This window comes from Candidatus Dadabacteria bacterium, assembly GCA_026705445.1.
In the GTDB taxonomy this organism is placed as follows: Bacteria; Desulfobacterota_D; UBA1144; order Nemesobacterales; family Nemesobacteraceae; genus Nemesobacter.
Genome location: JAPPAR010000002.1, coordinates 1 through 24,573, shown reverse-complemented (window position 1 = coordinate 24,573; position 24,573 = coordinate 1). Strand labels below are relative to the sequence as shown.

The 24,573-nt window shown below is 46.9% G+C and carries 25 protein-coding genes and 1 pseudogene; 18 read left to right on the top strand and 8 right to left on the bottom strand.

Translation table 11 applies throughout. From position 1 onward, the window contains the following. Window position 1: 1 nt before the first annotated feature. The gene (locus tag OXG75_00650) at window positions 2-379 is read right to left on the bottom strand and encodes a hypothetical protein (GenBank protein ID MCY3624500.1); all 378 of its coding nucleotides are present in this window, start codon (window positions 377-379) and stop codon (window positions 2-4) included. Between the two features lie 10 nt (window positions 380-389). Then, window positions 390-1,508 (bottom strand): DNA methyltransferase, encoded by a 1,119-nt coding sequence (locus OXG75_00645; GenBank protein MCY3624499.1) that lies wholly within the window; start codon window positions 1,506-1,508, stop codon window positions 390-392. Window positions 1,509-1,691: 183 nt separating this feature from the next. On the opposite strand from OXG75_00645, the gene OXG75_00640 reads away from it, so the two are divergent. After that, the gene (locus OXG75_00640) at window positions 1,692-2,129 is read left to right on the top strand and encodes an EamA family transporter (protein MCY3624498.1); all 438 of its coding nucleotides are present in this window, start codon (window positions 1,692-1,694) and stop codon (window positions 2,127-2,129) included. A gap of 2 nt (window positions 2,130-2,131) precedes the next feature. Here OXG75_00640 and OXG75_00635 read toward each other — a convergent pair whose 3' ends face one another. From OXG75_00635 to lpdA, 3 genes are read right to left on the bottom strand one after another with little or no spacing between them, the layout of a single operon-like run. Then, a complete protein-coding gene (locus OXG75_00635) occupies window positions 2,132-2,449 on the bottom strand; it encodes a tetratricopeptide repeat protein (protein ID MCY3624497.1) in 318 nt (105 codons plus the stop codon). A gap of 20 nt (window positions 2,450-2,469) precedes the next feature. Next, window positions 2,470-3,156, bottom strand: coding sequence for a lipoyl(octanoyl) transferase LipB (gene lipB / locus OXG75_00630; GenBank protein MCY3624496.1), 687 nt, complete (start codon window positions 3,154-3,156; stop codon window positions 2,470-2,472). Between the two features lie 27 nt (window positions 3,157-3,183). After that, window positions 3,184-4,614, bottom strand: a complete 1,431-nt coding sequence (gene lpdA, locus OXG75_00625) for a dihydrolipoyl dehydrogenase (protein ID MCY3624495.1) — start codon at window positions 4,612-4,614, stop codon at window positions 3,184-3,186. 400 nt (window positions 4,615-5,014) lie between these two features. On the opposite strand from lpdA, the gene OXG75_00620 reads away from it, so the two are divergent. The 4 genes from OXG75_00620 (at window position 5,015) to dnaJ (ending at window position 8,962) form a co-directional block, all read left to right on the top strand. Continuing rightward, window positions 5,015-6,136, top strand: coding sequence for an ATP-binding protein (locus OXG75_00620; protein MCY3624494.1), 1,122 nt, complete (start codon window positions 5,015-5,017; stop codon window positions 6,134-6,136). Window positions 6,137-6,219: 83 nt separating this feature from the next. Further along, on the top strand, window positions 6,220-7,254 hold the full coding sequence (gene hrcA, locus OXG75_00615; protein ID MCY3624493.1) for a heat-inducible transcriptional repressor HrcA: 1,035 nt from the start codon (window positions 6,220-6,222) through the stop codon (window positions 7,252-7,254). Then, window positions 7,251-7,856, top strand: a complete 606-nt coding sequence (locus OXG75_00610) for a nucleotide exchange factor GrpE (protein ID MCY3624492.1) — start codon at window positions 7,251-7,253, stop codon at window positions 7,854-7,856. Before hrcA ends, OXG75_00610 begins: the two co-directional genes overlap by 4 nt. A 23-nt stretch (window positions 7,857-7,879) precedes the next feature. Further along, window positions 7,880-8,962, top strand: coding sequence for a molecular chaperone DnaJ (gene dnaJ / locus OXG75_00605; protein MCY3624491.1), 1,083 nt, complete (start codon window positions 7,880-7,882; stop codon window positions 8,960-8,962). 94 nt (window positions 8,963-9,056) lie between these two features. Here dnaJ and OXG75_00600 read toward each other — a convergent pair whose 3' ends face one another. The 3 genes from OXG75_00600 to thrC all read right to left on the bottom strand — a co-directional run bounded on the left by OXG75_00600 (window position 9,057) and on the right by thrC (window position 11,021). After that, window positions 9,057-9,293 carry a hypothetical protein gene (locus tag OXG75_00600; protein MCY3624490.1) on the bottom strand — a complete coding sequence of 79 codons (237 nt, stop codon included), beginning with the start codon at window positions 9,291-9,293 and terminating at the stop codon, window positions 9,057-9,059. Window positions 9,294-9,437: 144 nt separating this feature from the next. Next, the gene (locus tag OXG75_00595) at window positions 9,438-9,710 is read right to left on the bottom strand and encodes a MoaD/ThiS family protein (protein MCY3624489.1); all 273 of its coding nucleotides are present in this window, start codon (window positions 9,708-9,710) and stop codon (window positions 9,438-9,440) included. A gap of 75 nt (window positions 9,711-9,785) precedes the next feature. After that, window positions 9,786-11,021, bottom strand: coding sequence for a threonine synthase (thrC, locus tag OXG75_00590; protein ID MCY3624488.1), 1,236 nt, complete (start codon window positions 11,019-11,021; stop codon window positions 9,786-9,788). A gap of 185 nt (window positions 11,022-11,206) precedes the next feature. Between thrC and OXG75_00585 the strand changes: the two genes are divergently transcribed. From OXG75_00585 to pckA, 13 genes and pseudogenes are all read left to right on the top strand, one after another. Further along, the gene (locus OXG75_00585) at window positions 11,207-11,998 is read left to right on the top strand and encodes an MBL fold metallo-hydrolase (GenBank protein ID MCY3624487.1); all 792 of its coding nucleotides are present in this window, start codon (window positions 11,207-11,209) and stop codon (window positions 11,996-11,998) included. Window positions 11,999-12,086: 88 nt separating this feature from the next. Further along, window positions 12,087-15,791, top strand: a complete 3,705-nt coding sequence (gene metH / locus OXG75_00580) for a methionine synthase (GenBank protein ID MCY3624486.1) — start codon at window positions 12,087-12,089, stop codon at window positions 15,789-15,791. Between the two features lie 97 nt (window positions 15,792-15,888). Beyond that, window positions 15,889-16,179: an integration host factor subunit beta gene (locus OXG75_00575; GenBank protein MCY3624485.1), complete on the top strand. Its 291-nt coding sequence runs from the start codon at window positions 15,889-15,891 to the stop codon at window positions 16,177-16,179. Window positions 16,180-16,229: 50 nt separating this feature from the next. Further along, window positions 16,230-16,745 carry a peptide deformylase gene (gene def / locus OXG75_00570; GenBank protein ID MCY3624484.1) on the top strand — a complete coding sequence of 172 codons (516 nt, stop codon included), beginning with the start codon at window positions 16,230-16,232 and terminating at the stop codon, window positions 16,743-16,745. 38 nt (window positions 16,746-16,783) lie between these two features. After that, window positions 16,784-17,923 (top strand): pyridoxal phosphate-dependent aminotransferase, encoded by a 1,140-nt coding sequence (locus tag OXG75_00565; protein MCY3624483.1) that lies wholly within the window; start codon window positions 16,784-16,786, stop codon window positions 17,921-17,923. A 98-nt stretch (window positions 17,924-18,021) separates the two neighbouring features. Continuing rightward, window positions 18,022-18,816, top strand: a complete 795-nt coding sequence (gene tpiA, locus OXG75_00560) for a triose-phosphate isomerase (GenBank protein MCY3624482.1) — start codon at window positions 18,022-18,024, stop codon at window positions 18,814-18,816. Window positions 18,817-18,819: 3 nt separating this feature from the next. Then, complete coding sequence (gene secG, locus OXG75_00555; GenBank protein MCY3624481.1) at window positions 18,820-19,158, top strand: preprotein translocase subunit SecG; 339 nt, start codon at window positions 18,820-18,822, stop codon at window positions 19,156-19,158. Window positions 19,159-19,264: 106 nt separating this feature from the next. After that, window positions 19,265-19,492 (top strand): annotated as a pseudogene (locus OXG75_00550) (ferredoxin family protein). Window positions 19,493-19,730: 238 nt separating this feature from the next. Beyond that, window positions 19,731-20,381 carry an endonuclease III gene (gene nth, locus OXG75_00545; protein MCY3624480.1) on the top strand — a complete coding sequence of 217 codons (651 nt, stop codon included), beginning with the start codon at window positions 19,731-19,733 and terminating at the stop codon, window positions 20,379-20,381. A 109-nt stretch (window positions 20,382-20,490) separates the two neighbouring features. Next, complete coding sequence (locus OXG75_00540) at window positions 20,491-20,727, top strand: hypothetical protein (protein MCY3624479.1); 237 nt, start codon at window positions 20,491-20,493, stop codon at window positions 20,725-20,727. 142 nt (window positions 20,728-20,869) lie between these two features. Then, window positions 20,870-21,772 (top strand): alpha/beta hydrolase, encoded by a 903-nt coding sequence (locus OXG75_00535; protein MCY3624478.1) that lies wholly within the window; start codon window positions 20,870-20,872, stop codon window positions 21,770-21,772. Between the two features lie 7 nt (window positions 21,773-21,779). Next, entirely contained in the window at window positions 21,780-22,682 is a 903-nt protein-coding gene (locus OXG75_00530; protein ID MCY3624477.1) for an alpha/beta hydrolase, read from the top strand. Window positions 22,683-22,872: 190 nt separating this feature from the next. Then, window positions 22,873-24,432 carry a phosphoenolpyruvate carboxykinase (ATP) gene (pckA, locus tag OXG75_00525; GenBank protein ID MCY3624476.1) on the top strand — a complete coding sequence of 520 codons (1,560 nt, stop codon included), beginning with the start codon at window positions 22,873-22,875 and terminating at the stop codon, window positions 24,430-24,432. Window positions 24,433-24,573: the final 141 nt, after the last annotated feature.

The following is a 24,573-nucleotide window of genomic DNA, read 5'->3' as shown; positions in this document are numbered from 1 at the left end:
CCTACGGGATATGACTCTTCCCATAAACTGCTACAACACTAGGAGCCTCGCAATAAAACCCACTACTGCCGCTGTATAAAATTTTACCGTAGTGATAGGCTCCAACTGCGAATTTTTTCCCTTTTGATTTGCCAGTCACTACGGTCTTTCCCATGAAGACTTCACCATCTTTTTCTATACTCATAAACTCGCTATGAAAAACCTCAAGGTTTTTCCAGCCTTGCTGTTTCAAGTGTTCAATCACCGAGTCTTCTCCACTCTGAAGACAGTCCTCTTGCTTCCCCCATGCTTCTTCGACTGGCAACCAATAAGTGAAAGCAAGAAAGCAAAGCACCCCAATCAAGCCAATAAGAATTTTCACTGCGGTTCTATTGCTCAAAACTCTCTCCTCATCCTGCCATACTCCTTACTCTTGAGATCAGGTATTCCTGCGACTTATCTCCCTTGATCCGATTGCAGTTCCCGCAAAGCAGTTGCAAATTCTCGTCCGTATCCGGTCCGCCTTTGCTCTTAGGGGTAATATGGTCCACTTCAAAATCCTTTATCCTGTACCAATGCCCGCAACCACCACACATCCCTTCCTGCTTGCCGTAGAGAACATTCTTGATGTCTCTTGACCGTTTCCCCCCTCGGTCTCCGGGGATATCCGTTCGATGTATGGGATTAAACAGCAAAAGTCCAAGTTCGTTATTTATTCGTTCTTGCACTAGTTCTGCGGCCTTCTCCGATACGTCTATTCCTACCCACTGACGGTCTAGCTTCTCCGCAGCAACACAAGCTGTGGCACAGCCACAGAACGGGTCAAAAATGATGTCCCCTGGATTGCTCGAAGCTTTGATTATGCGCTCCAGAAGCTTTAACGGTTTCTGTGTTGGGTATCCCGTATATTCCTTGCTACGAGGAGAAACAGGCGGGATATCATCCCATAAGTTTGAGGGAACTTGTCCCTTTGAAGCTTTCAAATATCTCTTAAGACGAGGCATTCCTTCACCCGTTTTAGGATAAGCAATCATTTTTGCTTTATCTAAAGCATCCAATCTTTCCTGTGGTGTTTCGATAGACCTGTAGTCAGGGATTATATTCTCTTCTATCCACTTGGCGTATTCACCTCTTAAGGGAACAGACCAGCAACGTCCTACCTCCCCCGGGTCGATACCTCTCCATGGCTTTCCACTTGCCCCCTCCGAGGTTTTTGGACCTGTCAGATTATCGGACATGTAAATACCTCGTTCGTCTTCATCCTTATAAGATTCTTCAATAGTCTTCTTCTTAAGTGGTTCTCTAATAGGATCAACATTGATATCGGAGCTCCCATACATCAGAATTACATCTCGCACATTTCCAAAGGTAAGACTGTCATTGTGGGCACTTGTACGCTTCCATGATATTTCGGACTGATATAATGCCTTTCCAAACACCTCATCCATAAGCAACTTAAGATAATGTGAAGCCGTAGGGTCGCAGTGAAGGTAAATAGACCCTCTACCCTCCCCCATGAGGTGGAACAAACTGAATTATTCCTTTTCGTCATGGCAATGTCTAACGGGTTTCCTACTCAGAATCAAGTGGATTTTGAGATATAATCCCTTCTGGGGATGTCGAGTAGTGCTGATATATGTTTCCCCGCGAAACTCTGCGACCTGATAGGAGCTTCAGCGCGGGGAATTCTGTTTTGATTTAAGGAGGATTAAATGAAAGCTACTTTGATCGCGTTTCTGGTGGCGATGATATTCGGTATTAACCCGATTTTTGAAAAACTGAGCCTGAAAGATGCTTCACCGCTTTCGGTGATCACTATAAGGTTTGTCTTCACAGCGCTATGTCTTGTGTTCTTGGTGCTGGCGACAGGAAGGTTCTCCCAGGTGATTGACGTCGACGGCCGTACTCTTTTCTGGATACTTCTTTCAGGTCTTCTCGGGGGACTGATAGGCCTTTTTCTTTACTTCACCGCTCTTCAGGCTGCCGACACGTCAAAAATTGTCGCGATAATAGCCACTTTCCCCATGTTTACGGTTATATACGCCTATCTTTTCCTGGGAGAAAGCCCGGGGCCGATGAGAATCGCCGGAGTTGCTTTCATTGTCATCGGTTCGATACTGATTGAGTGGAATCTGCTTGCGGATAGGTGAGACTACATGTCAAGAGACTCTATGCAGTCCCTGAATTCTTCAGCCATATCGGGATGCCCGTGTCTTGATGCCGCCGCAATCCCCTTTTCATAGGCGTCTTTTGCCTGCTCATCCATTCCGAGTTCCGTGTAGCAGTGGCCGAGTATTCTGTAAGCCGCTCCCTCGTCGTCTTTCAGACGAAGGTAGGCGTTGATGGTCTCTATGGTTTCCTCGTAGCGGTCAAGCTTGAAATATTCGTTCGCGAGACTGTAGTGAACAAGAGGGTTCCCGGGATTTTTCTCAAGCAGTTCTCTGAATTTCTGAATTCTTTGCTCTGACATCTCTTCTGTATCTCCGATTCTCAGGGATTTAAGTCTATCTCTTTTTCTCCTTTCAGGCTGAAGTTCTCAAAACCGAAAACCCCCATAAAGTTTCTTATGACTGACTGGGTGACATCGTCCACTTTGATGTTCCTGCCGTCCCCGAGCCAGCTTTCCATGGAGGTTATCCTGACGTCGGTTATCCCGCAGGAGAGTATCAGGTCAAAATAATCAAGGTTCGTGCTGACGTTGAGGGCGAACCCGTGATAGGTAACCCATTTCCTTATGGCTATTCCTATGGACGCTATCTTGTTTCTTTTTACCCAGACTCCCGTAACTCTTTCTATTCTTCTTCCCTCGATATCGAAATCTGCAAGGGTGTTTATGATCATTTCTTCAATCATTTTCATATGCCTGCGGATGTCCATGCTGTGGTCCTTGAGATTCAGTATGGGATAGCCGACGATCTGTCCGGGACCGTGGAAGGTTATGTCTCCTCCCCTTGATGCATTTACGAAGGAAATCCCGTGTTTTCGAAGGTATTCCTCTCTTACGAGAAGATGCTCGGTATTTCCCTTCCTTCCCGTGGTGATAGTAGGCGGGTGCTCGAGCAGAATAAGGGAATCCGGTATTTCCTCTGTGATTCTTCTTGCGAGAAGATTCTCCTGGTAACGAAGCGCCTTTTCGTAGGGGACGGTCCCGAGCTCGTATATATCAAGGGTGCTCATCGGGGCGGTGATAAAATATTTAGCGCCTCAGAAGTTCCTTACCCTTCCCATGGCGTCAAGGGCAGCCTCCATCACGGCTTCAGAGAGGGTGGGGTGTGCGTGCTGAGTGGTGGCTATTTCATAGGGGGTTGTCTCAAGGGTTTTCGCCACTCCGATCTCCGCGATCATTTCGGTAGCCCCGTGGCCTATTATATGGCTTCCGAGAAGCTCTTTTGTTTTTGAGTCGAAAATCATTTTCACAAAACCGTCAGTTTCTCCGACTGCTACGGCCTTCCCAACGGCCCTGAAGGGAAACTTTCCTATGTCCACGTCATATCCCTGGTCTTTCGCCTGTTTTTCCGTAAGGCCGATCATCGCAACTTCCGGCTGACAGTAAACGCATCCGGGAATTGAACTGTAATGAACCCTGGAGTTCATCCCGTTCATTCTCTCAACCGCGACCACCCCTTCCTCAGAAGCTTTGTGCGCAAGCATAGGGCCTCCGATCACATCCCCGATCGCATAGATGTTGGAGCATGTGGTCATGTAGCCCTCGTCTGTCTTTATAAACCCTCTTTCGTCAAGCTCGACGCCGACATCCTCAAGACCCATGCTGTCGCCCTCACCGTAGAAGGCAAAAGATGTCGGTGCAGCGTTGGCCACGGCCTTTCTTCCGATCGACACGAGCACCATGTCTGCCTTGAGTTCGCTCTGCTCTCCCGAGACCACATTTTCCACGGTTACAGTCGCGGACCCTCGGGTCTTCTTCAGGGACTTGTACACCGTCTCGTTAAGAATGGTCATTCCCTGCTTTTTGAATATCTTCTTTGCCTCTTTGGCAACTTCCTCGTCGACTCCCGGCATTATCTGCTTTTCCATCTCAACGATGGTCACCTTGCTTCCAAAAGAGTTGTAGACATAGGCAAACTCCATTCCTATGTATCCTCCGCCTATTATCACTATGGAGCGGGGAACTTCCGGGTGCATTATCGCCTCGTCGCTTGTCATTACCACTTTCCCGTCGATCTTGAGGCCGGGAAGCGTCCTTGGTACAGAGCCTGTGGCGAGAAGTATGCGTTCGCTCTCTATATCCTGCGATTCCTTTCCGATAACGGAAATCCCATGTTTTGATGTGAGCCTTCCTGTGCCGCTTATAAGGGTGATCTTGTTTTTCTTGAAGAGCCCTTCCACTCCCCTGTTAAGAGAAGACGAGGCCTTTCTGCTTTTTTTTATTACTTCGGGGTAGTCAAAAGAAAGTCCCTTGTGAGTGATTCCGTAGTTCTCTGAGTGAAGAAAATGCGAGTACATCTCCGCGCATTTTAAAATCGCCTTTGAAGGTATGCATCCCCAGTTAAGACATACTCCGCCGGGCTTGTCCCGCTCGATGACGGCAACCTTCATTCCCATCTGCGCGGCTCTTATTGCCGAGATGTATCCCCCGGGGCCGGATCCTATTACTGTGAGGTCGAACTTGCTCATTCCGGGGGTAATTATATTTATAATTGTCGTATCGTCAAAGCGGACAAATCGCTTTCAGGTTAAAACTGCCAGACGATGTTGCCTTAATTTTTTAAGGCAACATCGTCTAATTGGATAATTGACAGAACATATTTCCGGTTATAATGCTTAATTATCGGAATTAGATTACGACTTTATCTGTTTCAGCATTCTGTATTTTCTCCGCGGGGTTAGGGCCAGTACGCTCAAGGGGGTGAGTTGTAATCTGGTGCATATAAGACTTGAGCAGTACAACTGAAGAAAGGCTTGTTGTGTAGGGATATCTTAATTTGCAGAAAGGAATTCAGACAATTAGTATTAATCAACAGAATTAAATTCCGGTTTTTATGCTTAATTATCGGAATCGGATGGTTTTGGCACCATGATTCAAAGAGCGATAGACATAGGAGGGAATCTTGAGGAAAACAAGGTTCTGATTATCTACGGGCCCCGTCAGGTCGGAAAGACGACTTCGGTTGAAAAATTCCTGTCGGAAACTCCGCTTAAATATGCTTCTTACAGCGGCGACAGTCTTGAATTCGCCCACAGTCTTGCGGAGTGCAATCTTGAGCATATAAAAAGAATTGCGGGAGATAACAACCTGCTTTTCATTGACGAAGCGCAGAAGATACAGAACATCGGAACAGCCCTTAAACTCATGGTGGACCACATACAGGACATCCGCGTTATTGCTACAGGTTCTTCTTCCTTTGATCTCGCCAGTACCGCCGAGGAGGCGCTTACCGGCAGGAAAAATATCCTGGTTCTTTACCCTGTCGCGGTAAGCGAGCTACTGCGGGAGGAGACTCTCTATGAGTTTGAGAAGAAACTCGGGCAGTACCTAGTTTACGGTATGTATCCTGAGGTCATCACCTATGAAAGCTACGAACGGAAAGAAAAAAGGATCGTTGAGATCAAGGATTCATCTCTCATTAAGGACATACTCGCTTTTCAGAGTGTAAAGAAATCCCGACCCTTAATAGACCTTCTGAAACTGCTTGCGTTTCAGATCGGCGGTGAAGTCTCCTGCACCGAACTCGGTGAGAGGCTCGGGCTAAACGAGAAGACCGTGAGACGTTATCTCGACCTGCTTGAAAAGTCTTTCGTCCTTTTCAGGCTCGACGGATTTTCCAGAAATCTTCGCAAGGAAGTAACCAAGATGAGCAAGTATTACTTTTACGATCTCGGAATACGAAACGCCCTTATTTCCAACTTCAACGATCTTGACACGAGAAACGATACCGGGCAGCTCTGGGAAAACTTCATGGTGCTTGAGAGAATCAAGAGAAACGCGTACATGGGCATCTCCGCAAACTACTATTTCTGGCGCACCTATGACCGCAAGGAAATAGATTTCATAGAGGAAAGAGGTGGCATGCTGCACGGATACGAGTTTAAGTGGAGAAAGGACAGAAAAAAGCCACCCGGGGACTGGCTCGGCACATATTCAGATGCCACCTATGACGTGATAACGCCGAGCCGGTATCTTGATTTCGTGACATAAGCACAGGATGACTTGACGCTTTGTCCCGATTGGCGCGTATTCCGTTGACAATGCGGCGGGCTGAAATTATATTTCAGAAATATATGACACAGCCAATCTCTCCAAGAAATGAGGCTTTTCTGGGCTTTGTAGTGGACCACTTTATTGAGACAGGGAGTCCTATAGGTTCTTCGACTCTCATATCGAAATACAATATAAAATGGTCCCCGGCCACCGTTCGCCAAGAGCTTAATTCGCTCATGGAAGCGGGCTTCCTCGCCCAAAGTCATGCTTCTTCCGGCAGATTTCCCACGGAGAAAGGAATAAATTATTACGTGGAGAACATTCTCAACGTTGAGAACTCACCGGACTTCGGTCTGCAGTTCCTTGAGAACAAATATGAACGTATTGACGGCACGCTTGATCACGTGATAAGTGCTGCAAGTTCGATACTTTCCGATTTTACTAAGCTTGCGGGTCTTGCGATGCTTCCCCAGAGGAACACCCTCAGAGTTAAATCCACGAAGCTTATTAAGATGGGGGAGAGGGAATGCCTTATCTTTCTCGTGTTTGAGGGCGGACTTACGGAAAAAACCTACATCAGGCTTGCCAAACCCATTAGGGATTCCCAAGTCGAGAGGATAGGGGGCTACCTTAATCGTCTTATTCTGGGCCTGACGATCGAGCAGGTGCGCAAAGTGGTGCTTGAGAAGATAAGGAGAACCACAACCGAATACAATGAAATCCTCGAAAAGGTGCTCAGGATAAGCAGCGAGCTTTTCGAGAAGGAAAGAAAAGCGGGGATATTCATAGAGGGGAAGATTTCGGTTATCGAATCTTTGAATTTCGGAGATTCCAGTCTCTATAAGACCATAATAGAGATACTCGAGGATCAGGAAATTCTTTCCAATTTTCTGAAGTCGGTTATAAAAGATGGCCACTCAAAGGTCTTTATAGGTTCAGAGAAAGGAATGCCTCGCGGTTTCAGCCTCGTGGCGGCACCTTATTACAAGGGAAACAGCTACGGGAGCTTAGGTGTGTTTGGTCCCACGCGAATGAACTATTCAAAAATCATCCCGCTTGTGAACTACACAGCGAAAATGGTTACAAAGAGGGTTAACGGAGAAATTACGGAATGAGTGAGAACACAGCAGCAGACATTGAAGAGAACAAGAAAAACGGTGAGGAAGACTCAGAAGAGCCTGAACTTTCCGGTGCTGAAGTTGGGGAGGAAGAACCCGGAGAAGATGTTTCCGCCGAGCTTGAGGCCCTGAGGGGGAAATACCTGAGGCTTTCAGCAGATTTTGATAACTATAAGAAAAGGCTTGCGAAGGAAAAGCAGGAAATACTTGATTTCGGAAACGCGCACAGGCTAAAGGAACTGCTCTTCGTTCTCGATAATATTGAGAGAGCCATCGAACTTTCTGAAGAATCACACGGCGAGAAAACGGACTTCGTAGCTTTTCTTGACGGAATAAAGATTGTTCATTCGCAATTTCTTGCGGGTCTTGAAAACTTCGGCGTTACTGGAATAGATTCGGGCGAGGGAACTGTTTTCAACCCCAGCTACCACGAAGCCGTTTACAAGGAGCACTCGGAAACTTGCGAAAGCGGGACTATAATCTCGGAGGTTCAGAAGGGTTACCTTCTAAACGGAAGACTGCTTCGACCCTCGATGGTATCGGTGTCCCAAGGTCCGGAGAAAACCCCTGAAAAAGATTCTGAAGAAGAAGCTGACTAAAGCTCCCGTCTCCCAACTCCCAAATGGCTAAGGATTACTACGAAATACTAGGCGTTGAAAGAAACGCTTCTCCTGAAGACATAAAGAGTTCCTACAAGGATCTTGCCTTCAAGTACCATCCTGACCGCAATCCCGGGGACAAGGATGCCGAAGAGAAGTTCAAGGAAATAAACGAGGCCTACCAAGTGCTTAACGACAGGGAAAAAAGGGCTCGTTATGACAGTTTCGGCCATATGTCGGGTGATGGAATGGGCGGTTTCTCCGGATTCGGAGACCTTTTCGGTGATCTCTTCGACGATGTTTTCACTGGAGGTATGGGCAGAAGGGGCAGGGTTCGGCAAGGGGAGAGTCTTCGATATGATCTTGAAGTGGATTTTGACGAAGCTGCGTTCGGAACACAGAAAGAAATAAAGGTCGGGAAAAGAAAACTCTGTGATGACTGCTCCGGTTCCGGGGCCGCAGTCGGGGGAGAATCGATTTGTGACCGTTGCGGAGGCAGGGGGTCGGTTGCTTTCTCCCAAGGTCCGTTTTCAATAAGTCAGGGATGTCCTTCGTGCGGGGGAAGCGGGAAGGTTATAACGAAACCCTGCGTGAGTTGCAGGGGGTCCGGGCTTTCGTACACCGAAAAGATGGTAGGGGTCAGCATACCCGCCGGAATCTCAAGCGGAATGAGACTTGTGATAAGGGGGGAGGGGGAACCCGGGGCACAAGGAGGTCCTCCGGGAGATCTCTACATACAGGTGATGGTGCGGGAACACCCTATTTTCACGCGGGAAGGAAATGACATCGTGTGTGAATTTCCCGTAAGTTTCACCCAGGCAGCTCTTGGAGACGAGGTGGAAGTCCCGATTCTAAAGGGCACTACCAAAATGAAAATTCCGGCCGGAACCCAGCCGGGGCAGACTTTCAGGCTTAGAGGAAAAGGGCTCGTGGATGTGGAATCCGGGAGCCTTGGTGATCAGTATGTCGTGGTAAAAGTGATAATACCTCAAAAGCTCACCAAAAAACAAAAAGAGGTTTTAATAGAATTTGCCGGAAGTTACAAGAAAGAAAAAGAACCTCTGATCGAAAAATACTTTAATAAGATAAGAGATTTAATCCACTGAACCTTAAGTGTTGACTTAAGTATAGAATTAACTTAGTGTATCCAGAATGTCTGGCTGATAGAGAGAATGTCTGGTGCCAGCGAAGCCACTAGCACTAGCGCTCATGCAGTTCTTCTCTCGATGGGGGTCGGCCGTCGACCCATTTCAGTTTTCGAGGTTTTCTGGATAAAAAAGCCTCCATGGCGACTTCGTGCTCGTCTTCCCGGTTTTTCGTCCTTTCCAGAAGTTCGGCGACCCATCTTGAGACGCTACACCCGTTTTTGGCGGCTTGGGCTTGACCCTTTAACCAGAGTGCTGTGTCTTCCTGCAATGTGATGGTGATGTTCTTCATAGTGCGAATATACCGAAACACGAAAACTGTGTCGAACTATCCTGAACTGCTTCAGAACCGGAAGGAGAGTGTATACACATGTGTGTTTGAACTCGGGCGCAATACAACTCGCTACAATCTGTATGTGCGGGATTTTCGGGAAACTTACCCTCCGGCTATTGCCGGAATGATTGATACGACATCTCCGTCGTTAAGCTTTGTTTCCACTCCGTCAAGAAACCTTATATCTTCATCATTAACGTAGAGATTTATGAATCTCCTCACGTTTCCGCTCTCATCGCAGAGCCTGTTCTTTATTCCCGGACATTCGCTCTCAAGTTCCTCTATGAGTGCGGATACCGTGGATGCTTCTATTTCAAGCTCGTCCCTGTCTTCTGAGAGCTTTCTAAGAGGGGTTGGAATTCTTACCGATACCATGTTTTTCTCCCGTTTCTTCCTGGGTTTATCCGAAATTCTGCTTCTAACCGGATACTATGACTATAACACGTAACGCTAGGATTTTTTACTGTTGTATAGCTCTTCGAAGTCCTCGAGGGAAGGTCCTATCACCGCGGGTTTTCCAAGAGTTCCCTCGACGGCATCCTGGGTCTTAAGACCGTTTCCCGTTATCGATACCACTATGGGCTCGTTGCGGGGGATTTTCTCTTGCTCTATGAGTTTTTTCGTTACTCCCAGCGTTACTCCACCGGCGGTTTCGGTGTAAATGCCTTCGGTTCTTGCAAGAAGTTTTATCGCGTCCACTATTTCGTCGTCGCTTACGTCCTCAGCCACTCCGCCGCTTTCCCTTATTATGTTCATCGCGTAGTAACCGTCGGCCGGAGTACCAATAGCAAGGGATTTCGCTATGGTATCCGGTTTTACGGGCTTGAACATCTCCCAGTCGTTTTTAAATGCGGTCGATATGGGTGAACATCCCGTTGCTTGAGCACCATATATTTTTGAACCTTGAGGCTCGACGATCCCAAGCAACTCAAACTCCTTTATGGCTTTCCATACCTTGGTGAGGAGAGAACCGCTTGCCATAGGGACCACTATGTGCTTTGGGGCTTTCCATCCGAGTTGTTCCATCACCTCAAACGCGTATGACTTGGAACCTTCGGAGTAGTAAGGTCTCATGTTTATGTTCACGAAGGCCCAGTTATATTTGCTGGCAATTTCGCTGCAGAGCTTGTTCACCTCGTCGTAACCGCCTTTTACACCTATGAGATTCGCTCCATAGACTATGGTGTTGAGTATTTTCGACTGTTCAAGGTCATAGGGAATAAGTATGATGCTTTTCAGATTCCCGGAAGCGGAAATCGCTGATACGGAGTTTGCCAGGTTTCCCGTGGATGCGCAGCCGGTCGTATCGAATCCGAACTCTTTTGCTTTCGAGAGGGCTACGGATACAACCCTGTCCTTAAAAGAGAGGGTGGGGTAGCAGACCGCGTCATTTTTGACGTAGATCTCCGAAACCCCGAGTTCTTTTGCAAGGTTTTTTGCCCGCACAAGCGGAGTGTATCCCACCTGGGTTCCGAGGGTGGGTTCTGAGTCAATCGGAAGAAGCTCCTTGTATCTCCATATGTTCTGCGGACGGGAAGCTATTTTTTCTCTTGAAATATGCTTTTTTATCTCGTCGTAGTTGTATACGGCTTCCAGAGGACCGAAACACGTTTCACAAACATACTTCGGTTCCTTGGGATAAAGATCACTGCATTCCTTGCATTTAAGAGATTCTACGAAACCCATGGTGTCTCCAAAAAATCAATTGGGAGTAAAAATTACCTTAACGGCTTTTGATGTCAAAGAAATTCTGCGACTCCCACTGCAGGTTTTAGAGAAGTTTTTGCTCATATCGCCCGTAGTGGGCAACCCCGGTTTTTTTATTCGCAATAAGGCTTTCAGGTACACTTTCACGCAAAAAGGAGACCCCGATGAACGTAATTAGCGAGGACGGATTCTCAATACATGGCTTCAAAGTCGGCGAGAGCGACAGCAACTACAATTATCTGGTGGCGTGCGAGGAAACCGGGCAATGCGTGGTAATAGACCCTCTTGATCCGATCACTCTTCTTGAAATCATAAGAAAGAGAGATTACAAGGTTAGATACGTCCTGAATACCCATGCCCATCCAGACCATATTCACGGAAACAACCCCATAATAAAAGTCTTTCTCTCCTCGAAAATACTTATTCATCCAACGGCCCTTGACTATGTCGCTCCAAGAAGCGAAGGCATAGAGGAAGGAGACGAGATAGACTTCGGAAAGCAGCGACTCCAGGTGATTCATACCCCAGGACACTGCCCAGAACATGTCTCCTTTGTAATCGGGAACAATATTTTTCTGGGCGATACGGTATTTGTTTCAGGGTGTGGAAACGTAAAGTTCAGGGGGAAAGTCGAAGACCTATATGAAACCTTTGCCTTTAAGCTCTCCGGTCTTCCCGACAGCCTCAAGATGTTCTGCGGTCATGACTACGCAGATACTAACCTCAGATTCGCTCTTGAACTTGCACCGGAGAATAAAGCCGCGAAGAAAAAGCTCAAGGAAATCCCCGAGGACAAGTTTCCCCGTTCAACTCTGGGGGAGGAGAGAACTTATAATCCTTTTATGAGAACGAGTGATCCGCATGTTCTGGACTCGCTCAGGAAAAAGGACCCGTCCTTGGAAAATGACCCGATGGCGGTTTTTATAAAGTTAAGAGAACTCAGAAACATATGGTAGACTCCGTGTTTTTCCTTGTTCCAGTAAAGCGGTATTTGCCATCAGGGAAAAAGAAAAAGGCAAGGCCTCTCAACAAGGTTAGGGAGTGATGAATACGGAATATAAGGACATAAAAATCTCCGCCCAGCTCGAGGCTCTTTCGAAAAAGAAGATAGTTTTCCTCGACGGCGCCATGGGCACGATGATCCAAAGGCACGACCTCGAAGAAGAGGACTTCAGGGGAGATCTGTTCTCTGATCATCCTGTGGACCTAAAGGGGAATAACGATCTGCTTTCCCTCACGAGACCCGACGTTATATATGAAATCCACAGAGAATACTTTGAGGCCGGCTGCGACATAGTTGAGACCAACACTTTTAGCTCCACCTCAATAGCTCAGGCCGATTACGGCCTTGAGAACTGGGTGAGAGCCCTTAATGTCGAGTCGGCGAAACTCGCAAAGAAGGCAGCTTCTGATTTTATGAAAAAAAACCTTGGGAGGGCTTGCTTTGTTGCCGGAGCGCTGGGTCCGACCAATAAGACAGCGTCAATGTCCCCTGACGTAAACGATCCGTCGTACAGGGCGGTTTCCTTTGAAGAACTGGTTGAGGCTTACCGCGAGCAGACAGAAGCTCTTGTCGAGGGAGGGGTGGATATACTTCTGCCTGAGACCACTTTTGACACCCTTAACTTAAAAGCGGCCATATACGCCATTGAGAGCTTTTTCGATTCGCGTGGAGGGGAAAGGATTCCGGTCATGATCTCCGTTACCATAACGGATCGATCCGGACGCACTCTTTCGGGACAGACTGTGGAGGCTTTCTGGAACTCCGTTCGCCACGCAAAACCTTTCAGCGTCGGTATAAACTGCGCGCTTGGGGCTGAGGACATGCGTCCTTACATAGAGGAGCTCTCTCGAATAGCCGACTGCCGCATAAGTTGCTACCCGAACGCCGGACTTCCCAACCCGTTGAGCGAGACGGGATACGACGAAACGCCGGAGATCACTTCTACTCTTCTTCTGGATTTCGCGGAAAGCGGTTTTGTCAACATAGTGGGCGGATGCTGCGGCACCACTCCGGAGCATATAGGAATGGTGGTTGAAAAACTAAGAGATGTTCCGCCGAGAGAAATCCCGGTTTGCGAAGACGCAACCAGGCTAAGCGGCCTTGAACCCCTTACCATAACCTCTGATGCCGAGGGACCTTTCATAATGGTTGGGGAGAGGACCAATGTTACGGGTTCTCCAAAGTTCGCAAGACTCGTAAAGGAAGAAGACTATGAAGGAGCTGTTTCGGTAGCGCTTCAACAGGTGGAGAACGGGGCGAACATAATAGACGTTAATTTCGATGAAGGGCTTCTTGACTCTGAAGCCTGCATGAAGCGTTTCCTCAACCTTATTGCTTCGGAACCCGAGGTAACCAAGGTTCCGGTGATGATAGACAGCTCCAAGTGGTCCGTTATTGAGGAGGGACTTAAATGTATTCAGGGCAAGTGCATTGTAAATTCCATAAGTCTTAAGGAAGGCGAGGAAGTATTCTGTGAACAGGCAAAAGCGGCAATGCGCTACGGCGCTTCAGTCGTGGTAATGGCTTTTGACGAAAAAGGCCAGGCGACATCAAAAGAGGAGAAGGTGGAAATCTGCAAAAGGGCCTACCGCATATTAACTGAGAAAATAGGCATGGACCCCTGCGACATAATCTTTGACCCGAACATACTTACTGTCGGAACCGGGATCGAAGAACACAATTCCTACGCCGTGAATTTCATCGAGGCCGTCAGGGAGATAAAGAAATCCTGTCCCGAAGCACTCACAAGCGGTGGAGTAAGCAACATATCCTTCTCCTTCAGGGGAAACAACGTAGTGCGTGAAGCCATGCACAGTGCGTTTCTTTACCACGCCGTAAAAGCCGGGCTTGACATGGGAATAGTAAACGCTGGAATGCTAGCCGTTTACGACGACATTGAACCTGAACTTCTCGAAAAAGTGGAAGACGTGCTTCTTAACCGTCGCCCCGACGCCACGGAGCGTCTTGTTGAATACGCAAAACATTTTGAAGGGGTAAAGTCCGGGAGTGCGGAGAGGGATACCAAGCAATGGAGAGAGCTCGGGGTTGAAAAACGTCTTGAGCACTCCCTTGTAAACGGCATAGCGGACTTCATCGAGGATGACACGGAAGAAGCAAGGGTTAAGTACGGGGCCCCGCTTGATGTTATCGAGGGGCCTCTTATGGATGGCATGAAAGTGGTCGGAGATCTTTTCGGCGACGGCAAAATGTTCCTTCCCCAAGTGGTGAAAAGCGCCAGAGTCATGAAAAGAGCCGTTGCGCACCTTCAGCCTTTTATGGAAGAGGAAAAAAAAGGAAGCGGGGGAGGCAAGGGGAAATTCGTTATAGCGACGGTAAAGGGAGACGTCCACGATATAGGAAAAAACATAGTGTCTGTGGTTCTTGGCTGTAACAACTACGAAGTGATAGACCTCGGGGTAATGGTTCCCTGCGAGAAAATACTCAACGTTGCAAAAGAGCATCGCGCGGATTTCATAGGATTAAGCGGACTGATTACACCTTCTCTTGACGAAATGGTGTATAACGCGAAAGAGATGGAACGGGAAGGGTTTTCCATACCCCTTCTTATTGGCGGGGCGACCACAAGCAGGGCTCATACTGCGATAAAAATAGCTCCGGGATACAGCGGCATAGTTGATCACGTAGCTGATGCTTCGCTCGTGGTAGGTGCCTGCAACGAGATGCTGGACCCGGAAAAAGCACGGCTTTACATGGAGAAACTGGAAGAAAGCAACTTGGAGCAGAAGCGGCGCTTTGAAAAAGCCCGCAGCCAGACGGAATATGCTTCCATAGAAGAAGCCAGGGAAAAGGCGTTCCCGACCGACTGGGATAATATTGCGATAGAGTGCCCCGGGCGGCTTGGAGTCTTTGTCTTTGACAGCATCTCTCTTGAAGAAGTCGCCGGCTACATCGACTGGTCTCCTTTTTTCTGGGCGTGGGAACTTAAAGGGGTCTTCCCGAAAATACTTGAGCACCCCGAAAGAGGGAGTCAGGCGAAAAAACTATACCAGGACGGTCAGACGCTCCTTAAGCGGATAATCCTGGAGAAAGTTTTCACTCCCCGCGCTGTTGTCGGAATCTTCCGCGCAAACAGTGTCGGAGACGATGTTGAAATCTATGGGGAAGAAAGACAGGCTCTGGCAACGTTTCATTTTCTAAGGCAGCAGGAGATGCGTTCTAAAGAGGGTCACTATTACTGTCTTTCAGATTATATAGTGCCGAGTGCCTCGCGCAGAGAAGATTACATGGGGGGATTTGTGGTGACTGCAGGAGAGGGGGTTGAGCAATTCTCCGAGGATTTCAAGCGAAAAGGGGATGATTACAATTCGATTATGACAAGCGTGCTGGGGGACAGGATAGCCGAAGCTCTTGCCGAAATGATTCATAAAAAAGTAAGAGATCTCTGGGGCTACGGAAAAGATGAAAAGCTCAGTTCCGAAGACCTGATAAATGAAAAATACAGAGGCATAAGGCCTGCTCCCGGCTACCCTTCATGTCCGGACCACACAGAAAAAAAGATTCTCTGGGATCTTCTCGAGGCGGAGAAACACACAGGTGTATCGCTTACTGAGAGCTTCGCCATGACTCCGCCAAGTTCGGTTTCAGGGTTCTACATGGTCCATCCCGAATCGAGATATTTCTTTCTTGGCAAAATACTCAAAGATCAGGTTCTGGATTACGCGGAAAGAAAGAGAATCGCTCTTGAAGAAGCGGAGAAATGGCTCCGGCCGAATCTCGGGTACTGAGGATTTTCCTCGCAAAATCGAGGGCTTACTTGACAAACGGCTTTAAAATATCTAGAGTGAGAAATCAGGACCTAACCTTACTGATTTTCAAAACGTCATGAAAAAATCGGATATCGAAAAGGAGCTTTCGCGGAGATTCGACCTTAATTCCGTAGAATCCAGAAAGGTTCTGGACGCCATAATTAACGCCATGACTGAGATGCTTCGCGATGGGGAAAGAATAGAGATAAGACATTTCGGAAGCTTCTTTACAAAAGATTACGAGCCTTATGAAGGAAGAAATCCCAGAACAGGCGAAAAAATAGACATCGGCGAAAAAACCCTTCCACTGTTTAGGGTAAGTAGCTGGCTTGCCCCGAAGCTTACGGAAAAAAGCAGTGATGAATGACAGACCACGGCGTAGGTCTGCTAACAACCCTTCTATTATAAGCGTCGCAGATGCCTTTGCTTGATATCCTTGTTTATCCCGCCCCTGAGTTAAAGAGAAAATCCCTGCCCGTGGAGGAGTTAGGTGAGGGCCTTGAACGTCTTTTGGATGATATGACGGAGACGCTCCGCGATGCAGATGGCGTCGGACTTGCGGCTCCACAGGTCGGTAGGAATATCCGGGCCCTGGTAGTTGATGTACCTTTACCTGAGAGTGAAGAAAGGGAGTTCTACGAGCTTATAAATCCCGAGATTGTTTCCTCTCAAGGGTTCCAAGTGGGAGAGGAAGGTTGTCTCAGCGTGCCTGGATTTTTTGCGGACGTAAGAAGAAAAAACCGCGTTCGTGTATCTGCCCTCAATAGAAAAGGAAAGCGCTTCACGATTGATGCGGACGGAATGTTGTCAAGGGTACTTCAGCATGAAATTGACCATCTTGATGGTATATTGTTTTTTGACAGACTAAGACGACTTAAAAAGGATCTTCTTGTAAAACAGATCAACCAGCGGTTCGGCTCCATACAGGATTAATTTTTTGTTTTGCTTGATTCCAAGAGCGATTTCACAACATGATTTCAGATTTGGTTAAAAACATAGAACCTTTCTACGTAATGGACATCCTCGAGAGGGCAAAGCGCCTTGAGGATGAAGGTCGAGACGTGATACATTTCGAGGTTGGAGAACCTGATTTCAATACTCCCGATGAAATATGTTCTACTGCCGTGAAATGGATAGAAGAGGGTTACACCAAGTACACAAGCAGTCTTGGGATTGATGAGCTCCGCCAGAGCGTCGCGGAGGATTACAGCCGTACTTATGGAATAGAGGTGGGGTATGAAAGGGTAATAATAACTATAGGCAGTTCCCCGGCGCTCTTGCTGGCAATGCTGACAGTTCTTAACCCCGGGGATGAAATATTGATAACGGACCCGCATTACGCGTGTTATCCGCAGATAATAAGCGTTGCGAGAGGAGTCGCAAAGAAAATACCTGTTTACGAAAGGGACGGTTACCAGGTTGACCCTGGGGAAATCAGAAAGAATATCGGCAAAAAGACAAAAGCTATTCTGGTAAATTCTCCCGCGAATCCCACCGGGGCGGTTATGGACAGAGAAGTTCTCCGGGAACTGTCCGAGATGGGTCTTTTTGTGATTTCAGATGAAATCTACCACGGTCTTGTCTATGGCGCGCGCGTTAACTCCATTCTGGAATTCACTGACAACGCCATAGCGATAAACGGCTTCGCTAAATTCTACTCCATGACAGGTTGGCGTCTTGGTTACATGATAGTTCCAGAAGACCTTGTAAGGTACGTGCAGAAGCTTCAGCAGAATCTCTTTATTTCCGCCGGATCTTTTGTTCAGAAAGCAGGAGTTGCCGCTATTGAAGAAGTGAAGAAGGGTGGGCGAAGCGAGACAATGGTGACTGAGTTTGACAGAAGAAGGAAGGAGATGATAAAAGGACTTTCCTCGGTTGGATTTGATATTTCGGTTGAACCCAAGGGGGCGTTCTACGTTTTCGTGAATTCCTCTCGATGGAGCCGAGACTCCTGGAGCCTCGCATTTGATATTCTTGAGAACTGCCACGTGGGCGTAACTCCCGGAATAGACTTCAGCGACAGGGGAAGGGATTATCTCAGGTTTTCCTATACGACGTCGGTTGACTCCATACGGGAGGGAATAAGAAGACTGGGTCAATTTTTGGGTTAAGTATCTTTTGGAGAGAAAAAAGCTTGCATTACTTGTGACCGAGAAGTAGCTTTCTCGCTTTTTCTGGATAAGACAAATTTTCGTCACGGGGTATTAATATGGATAAAAAGCTTGTCGTTGGAAACTGGAAAATGAATTTGCTTCGGGAGGAAGCACTGGAATTATCCGGTGCAATAGTCAGCCTGCTTGGAGAAGGCTACGACGCATGTCAGGTAGTGCTTGTGCCTCCCTATACGGTTCTCGACATGGTAGGGAGACGCATCTCGGGTTCAAACATAGATCTTGGGGCTCAAAACGTTTTCGGCAGGATAAAAGGGGCGTTCACTGGTGAGATTTCCGCGCCGATGCTTTTAGACGCCGGATGCAATTGGGTTATTATTGGCCATTCGGAGAGAAGGCACATCCTCGGGGAAACTGATGAACAAATCCGTGAAAAACTTCTGCTATCAATCTCCTGCGGGTTGAAAATAATTCTCTGCGTGGGAGAAACCGAAGTCCAGAGGGAAGAAGCAATCCGTGGAAGTGAAGACATTTCGTCGAGAAAAGAACTGCTTTTCTCGACGACAAAGACCCAGATAGAAAATGCGCTGCATGATCTGGATGAGGAACGGATTTCAGATATCGTCATAGCATACGAGCCGGTCTGGGCCATAGGAACGGGGAAAAATGCCACTTCTTCGGAAATAGCTGAGGTTCACGGATATATACGGGAGCTTTTAACTGAGATGTTCCCCAGTTTAGGCGGTAGTGTGAAAATTTTATATGGCGGAAGCGTCAAAACGGGTAATATAGAAGAGATAATGTCTGTTGATGAAGTTGACGGGGTTCTGGTTGGAGGAGCAAGTCTTTCAGCTGACTCTTTTTTTAGAATAATAAAGTCCGTGGGGGGTTAGAAATTGGAGTTCTTAATACCGTCGGTGAAAATTATTCATATTGTTGTCAGCATCCTTCTTGTACTGATCATACTGCTTCAGCCGAGCAAGTCCGCGGACATAGGTTCAATGTTTGGAGGCGGAAGTTCGGAGTCGCTCTTTGGTTCGAGCGGTGCAATGCCTTTTCTTGTGAAGATGACCAGGCTCTTTGGGCTCATATTCGTAATTACCTCGCTTTTTCTAGGTTACACTTCCGTAAAATCAATATCGGGTTCGGTGGTGGAGAAATCACCGATTGAAATGTTTGAAGAAACCTCTCCGCCTGTTGAAGAACCTTTGGAACCTTCTCAGGAAGGAGAATGAATATAAAGTGTCAGTTATCCGGATGCCTTTTATTTGAAAGTGCTTTAGTTAGTATAGAAATGATAAGTTAGTAAAGTAGTAACGTGCCAATTCGGAGGGTTCAAAGATGGCATACATAATTGCCGAACCATGTATCGGAGTGAAGGACAAGGCTTGTGTTGAAGCGTGCCCGGTCGATTGCATATATGAGGGAGATGATCAGCTGATCATACATCCTGATGAATGTATAGATTGCGGAGCGTGCGTAGACCCCTGTCCGGTGGATGCCATATTTCACGAAGATGAATTGCCCGAGAAATGGCAGAAGTTCATTGACATAAACAAAGACTTTTTCGAGGGTAAAGAGGGCCTTGAACCGGCCAGAAATGACTAAAATTCAGTAAGAACGGGTTTTAAAGAGAAAAAAGGGGGACTTGAGAGCTTCATTTCCCCCTTTTTTTTATGTCTTCGAGAAAGCACTTTTATGCGGACAAGATGGCAGTGTGGAAAAAGTTCAAAAGAGACTCCCTTACATTTCAGACTGCATCAGTTTGTAGCTTAAAAAGTTTCACGTATATATTTTGTTATTCAGGATGAATACCCAAGATGTAAAAAAGAAAGCACGGAAGATTCTTCAATTTCTGAAGAAAACCTATCCAGACGCAAAATGTCATCTAGCTTTTAAGAACGCATCGGAGCTTCTGGTCGGATCTATTCTCTCCGCCCAGTGTACGGATAAACGAGTAAATATGATAACTCCGGGACTTTTCAAGAAGTACCCGGACCTAGGGGCATTTTCCGGTGCATCAGAGGAGGAACTCCAAAACGATGTGAGATCAACGGGTTTTTACAGAAATAAGGCAAAAGCGATAATAAACTGTTCCAGGGAGATAATACAAAAACACGAGGGAAAGGTCCCTTGTGAGATGGAAGAGCTAGTCAAACTTCCAGGAGTCGGAAGGAAGACGGCAAATGTTATAATCGGCAATTATTTCAGAAAACCCGGAATAATAGTTGACACCCATATAATGAGGTTAAGCCGCCGACTTGGTCTTACCTCGAATTCCGATCCCGTTAAGATTGAATTTGATCTTAGAGAGTGCATTCCGGAAAAAGACTGGACGTTTTTTTCAAATTCCCTGGGTGACCATGGGAGAAATGTCTGCAAGGCGAGAAAGCCCTTATGTTCAAAGTGCGGAATATCCCACGTATGCCTGTATTTCGAGGAGCTTTACGCATCGTGAGAGCTGTTAGCGTTAAAGAGGTTTTTCGAAAGCGCTTTGTGCGCAAAACCGCCGGGTATCTCCACCCGGTTTTCAAAATAATTACGGAACGCAGGGGGAGAAAAAACACATGAAGTCCGGCAGTGATTATTCTGGATTTTTTCCTTTCGGATGGCTAAGAGACTTCCAAGGGGATAACTGGCAGATTTTCTGGAATAAGAAAACGGGGCATCTTTTTCTCAAAGCCACCGCAAAAAACACGCTCGTAAAGATTGGAGAGGCTCCGGACTGGACAGAGGCGAAGAAGAAAGCTGATTTTCTAATGCGGAACCCTGATTCAGTCACAATAGAAACTGCGGATTGCTGAATTTGCCGATTTCAGGCAAACGATTCGAGGTATCTCCGAGTGCTAAGGTTCTTATCAATCATCGGAGTTCTTTACTACCGCTATTGACTTGCCCGCAGGACTTTTATAATATCAGTACTTCTTAAAAAAACCGTGTCTAATAATGAAATATGTAGAGCAGGAACTGATTTCCGTACCGGTCGGGAAAAGAAAGGTTAACGCCCTCTACTACAGAGCGCTTAATAACGACTCCGAAAAAAGAAAGACTATAATTATCCATGTTCATGGGTTTTTAGGGAACTTTCTTGACGGAAGCCAGAGATTCTTACCGCCGATCCTCGCCAAGGCAGGCTATTCGTCTATTGCAATAAATACCAGACTGGCCAATTTCGGGCTTTTCTTCGGCTTTGGAATAGTGGACGACACTATTTCGCAGATAGACGGCGTAGTGAGATATTTGGGAGAAATCGGTTACGAGAAAATCATTGTTTCCGGTTACAGCCTGGGTGGAGGAGTGATTCTCAGGTATCTCTCCGTAAAAAGCCGCCAACAGGATTCCGACGAGTCGGAGCTGCTAAAGGGTGTGATTGCCCTCGCTACTCCTTATTCTATCCCGGACTCGATAAGAAGAAGATGGAATAAGTGGGAAAGCCAGCCTTCTTACGATGAGGTATACGAGGAAGCGAAGATAATACTTGGCGATAATCCCCATGATTCAAAGCAAGATAGAACGATTCTTATTTTCAGAGCCAGAGGAAACTCCTACCGGCCGGAGCACACCGAAATATATACTTACAAGACGTGGTGGTTTCTCGCCGGTCCGGAGGCAGAGGCCGTAAAAAGCCACGAGCAAATAAAGAACATAAAACTGCCGATTCTTCTCATGCAGGGATGGAACGATGAGTTCGTAAAACCCGGTGAGACCCATAATCTTGCGCAAATAGCCATAGATAACGGAAATGACGATGTTTCCGCATATTATCTCAATACCGGCCATACCCTCGACGGAAAGGAAGAGGAAATGGGCGATATTATAATAAGATGGCTTGACAGAAGATTCATCTGATTCTGCGATGGTAAACGAACAGAAGAGTCTCCTTACCTACAAGACTGAAGACGGATTCGAGGTGAATTCTCTCCTTGTCACCCCTAAGTTCGCGTCGGAAGAAGATCTTTACGAATCTCCTATAATCATAAACCTCTACGGAGTATTGGGGCATTTTCTCACGAGAGGGACCCCCCTTAGACTTCCCCCTCTTCTCAGGGAAAAGAATATAAGCACGCTTTCTGTAAATACCCGTATGGCGTTTATGGGCCAGATAATGGGCGAGGGGATTTTTCCTGACACGATTCATGAAATGAAAGAATCGGTGGATATTCTTCAAAAAGAAGGGTTTCGCAACATTTTCATGCTGGGCTACAGCCTAGGGGCCAACATGGCTGTCTACTATGCGTCCCAGACCGATTCTTTCGGGATAAAAGGCCTTATACTAGAAGGGTGTTCCTATTCTCTGCCGTATTCACAGCAAAGAAGACTTGAGAAAAACAGGAGTATTCCATCCTATGATGATATTTATCTGAAAGCCAGAGAGGTTCTGGGTCCGAATCCGGAGAAAAAGAAAAACGACCAGATATTTATCGTCTACAGAGCCTGGGGGGATTCTTTTAACCCGGTTGATGGGGAGATGTTTACTTACAGGACTTGGTGGTATATGAGGGGGCCCCAGGCCTACTACGCAAAAACCTGTGAAATTATAGAAAATGTGAGGGTTCCCGTTCTCTTTATCCACGGAGAAGATGACGAAATCGTTGATGTGTGGGAACCCAAGGAACTTAAGAACATAATGAATCAGTCGGGCAACGAAGATGTGACGTTACGCTATATACCGGGAGCGAAACACGACTGCGTAGAGAATCCCAAAGACTCGATAGACGCCATAACAAAGTGGATATCGGAAGTTAACGCGAAGACATAAATCGGACGAGTTCTCCGTCTGGGTTTCGGGATTCTGGGAATTGAACCGGGATACGGTGCCAAGTTCAGTTTTTGTTCTTGCAAAAAGGGAAACTTTATATATCTTACAACTCCTTTAATAAAACAGTTGACTTTTTCCTAGATTTTTACTCATAAATCTGTAGGCAACAGGGAATTTGGAGGCGACGACCATGTCCGAGAATTTTTCAATCGAAAAGGAGCTTTCAGAAAAACACCAGCTTAAGAAACCTTCAGGAGTATATTACAACCTTGCCGTTTCCAGGCTTTACGAAGAGGCGATCAAGAGAAACGAAGGACACATTGGTGAGAGTGGAACTTTTGTAGGCTACACCTCCCCTCATACTGGAAGATCCCCCAAGGACAGATTTGTGGTAAAGGAGCCCTCCACGGAAAAAAATATAGACTGGGGAGCGGTAAACAAGCCCGTATCACCAGAGGTATTTGATCACTTTTACGAGAAGGTGATGGATTATTTCAAGGGGAAGGACGTTTTCGTGAGAGACCTGCAGGTCTGCGCTCATCCGGACTACAGAACAAACGTGAGGGTGATTAATGAATTCGCCTGGCACAATCTTTTCGTAAATAATCTCTTCATACGACCCGGCGCTTCTGAGCTTCCGCATAAGGAAGTGGGTTTTACAGTCATTTCAGCCCCGGGTTTTAAGGCGGACAACCCAGAAAAATACGGTCTTAACAGCGAAACCTTTATATTTCTTAACCTAAGCCGAAGAATTGCCCTTATCGGTGGTACACGCTACGCGGGAGAGATGAAAAAATCCGTTTTTGCCGCCATGAATTTTCTTCTGCCGGAAAGAAACGTTTTTCCAATGCACTGTTCGGCAAACATCGGAAAGGACGGAAATGTGGCGCTTTTCTTCGGATTGTCGGGAACTGGGAAAACCACGCTTTCTGCTGATCCCGAAAGGGCGCTTATCGGAGATGACGAACATGGCTGGTTTGATGAAGGGGTTTTTAATTTCGAAGGTGGCTGTTATGCGAAGACCATAAAGCTTAGCCCGACTACAGAACCCGAGATTTATCAAGCAGCGCTTAAGTTCGGTTCGGTTCTTGAAAATGTCGAACTTGATCCGGAAACAGGAAAGATAGATTTTGACAGCGACAGGTATACGGAGAATACCCGCGGGGCATACCAGATTGATATGCTCGAAAATATTGTTCCGGAAGGAATAGGCGGTATTCCCAAAAGTATTTTCATGCTTACCTATGATGCTTTCGGAGTCCTGCCCCCTATATCAAGGCTTGATTCCGACCAAGCCATGCGTTATTTCCTTCTGGGCTACACGGCGAAAGTTGCCGGCACCGAGAGGGGAGTGAGCAAACCTCAGGCGACTTTCAGCTCATGTTTCGGGTCTCCTTTTCTTCCAAGACCCCCGAAGTTCTACGGAGCGATGCTGAAAGAAAGAATGGAAAAACACAAAGTAAACGTATGGCTTCTAAATACCGGAATTTCCGGCGGGCCTTTCGGGGTCGGTAAGAGAATGCCTCTTCCATCCACAAGAGCTCTTGTTACAGCAGCCGTAAGCGGTTTGCTTGACGACAGAGAGTTTGTCAAAGTTCCTATACTTGACCTCTCCGTGCCGGCTGATTGCCCTGGAGTTGATTCGACTCTTCTACAACCTCGACTTTCATGGGATGATCCGGACGAATATGATCACAAGGCTCGTACTCTTTCGGAGCTTTTCGAGAAAGAATACGAAAAGTATGTCTAGAGTTTAAGCCGGTTTTAAACCATCTTCTTGTTAAGACTTGACTCCGTAGTATAGAAAACACCTAGCGAATTGAGGCCGGGGATTATTTCTGGCGTCCCCGAGGGGATTTGAACCCCTGTTACCGGCGTGAAAGGCCGATGT

Excerpts from the sequence above, each read along its gene's own strand:
- OXG75_00565 (MCY3624483.1), top strand. The coding sequence starts at position 16,784 with ATGATTTCAGATTTGGTTAAAAACATAGAACCTTTCTACGTAATGGAC.
- tpiA (MCY3624482.1), top strand. The coding sequence starts at position 18,022 with ATGGATAAAAAGCTTGTCGTTGGAAACTGGAAAATGAATTTGCTTCGG.
- OXG75_00620 (MCY3624494.1), top strand. The coding sequence starts at position 5,015 with ATGATTCAAAGAGCGATAGACATAGGAGGGAATCTTGAGGAAAACAAG.
- OXG75_00640 (MCY3624498.1), top strand. The coding sequence starts at position 1,692 with ATGAAAGCTACTTTGATCGCGTTTCTGGTGGCGATGATATTCGGTATT.
- lpdA (MCY3624495.1), bottom strand. The coding sequence starts at position 4,614 with ATGAGCAAGTTCGACCTCACAGTAATAGGATCCGGCCCCGGGGGATAC.
- OXG75_00595 (MCY3624489.1), bottom strand. The coding sequence starts at position 9,710 with ATGGTATCGGTAAGAATTCCAACCCCTCTTAGAAAGCTCTCAGAAGAC.
- OXG75_00575 (MCY3624485.1), top strand. The coding sequence starts at position 15,889 with ATGAAAAAATCGGATATCGAAAAGGAGCTTTCGCGGAGATTCGACCTT.
- OXG75_00635 (MCY3624497.1), bottom strand. The coding sequence starts at position 2,449 with ATGTCAGAGCAAAGAATTCAGAAATTCAGAGAACTGCTTGAGAAAAAT.
- OXG75_00610 (MCY3624492.1), top strand. The coding sequence starts at position 7,251 with ATGAGTGAGAACACAGCAGCAGACATTGAAGAGAACAAGAAAAACGGT.
- metH (MCY3624486.1), top strand. The coding sequence starts at position 12,087 with ATGAATACGGAATATAAGGACATAAAAATCTCCGCCCAGCTCGAGGCT.
- OXG75_00600 (MCY3624490.1), bottom strand. The coding sequence starts at position 9,293 with ATGAAGAACATCACCATCACATTGCAGGAAGACACAGCACTCTGGTTA.
- OXG75_00530 (MCY3624477.1), top strand. The coding sequence starts at position 21,780 with ATGGTAAACGAACAGAAGAGTCTCCTTACCTACAAGACTGAAGACGGA.
- thrC (MCY3624488.1), bottom strand. The coding sequence starts at position 11,021 with ATGGGTTTCGTAGAATCTCTTAAATGCAAGGAATGCAGTGATCTTTAT.
- OXG75_00540 (MCY3624479.1), top strand. The coding sequence starts at position 20,491 with ATGAAGTCCGGCAGTGATTATTCTGGATTTTTTCCTTTCGGATGGCTA.
- OXG75_00585 (MCY3624487.1), top strand. The coding sequence starts at position 11,207 with ATGAACGTAATTAGCGAGGACGGATTCTCAATACATGGCTTCAAAGTC.
- lipB (MCY3624496.1), bottom strand. The coding sequence starts at position 3,156 with ATGAGCACCCTTGATATATACGAGCTCGGGACCGTCCCCTACGAAAAG.
- OXG75_00535 (MCY3624478.1), top strand. The coding sequence starts at position 20,870 with ATGAAATATGTAGAGCAGGAACTGATTTCCGTACCGGTCGGGAAAAGA.
- pckA (MCY3624476.1), top strand. The coding sequence starts at position 22,873 with ATGTCCGAGAATTTTTCAATCGAAAAGGAGCTTTCAGAAAAACACCAG.
- def (MCY3624484.1), top strand. The coding sequence starts at position 16,230 with ATGCCTTTGCTTGATATCCTTGTTTATCCCGCCCCTGAGTTAAAGAGA.
- hrcA (MCY3624493.1), top strand. The coding sequence starts at position 6,220 with ATGACACAGCCAATCTCTCCAAGAAATGAGGCTTTTCTGGGCTTTGTA.
- dnaJ (MCY3624491.1), top strand. The coding sequence starts at position 7,880 with ATGGCTAAGGATTACTACGAAATACTAGGCGTTGAAAGAAACGCTTCT.
- nth (MCY3624480.1), top strand. The coding sequence starts at position 19,731 with ATGAATACCCAAGATGTAAAAAAGAAAGCACGGAAGATTCTTCAATTT.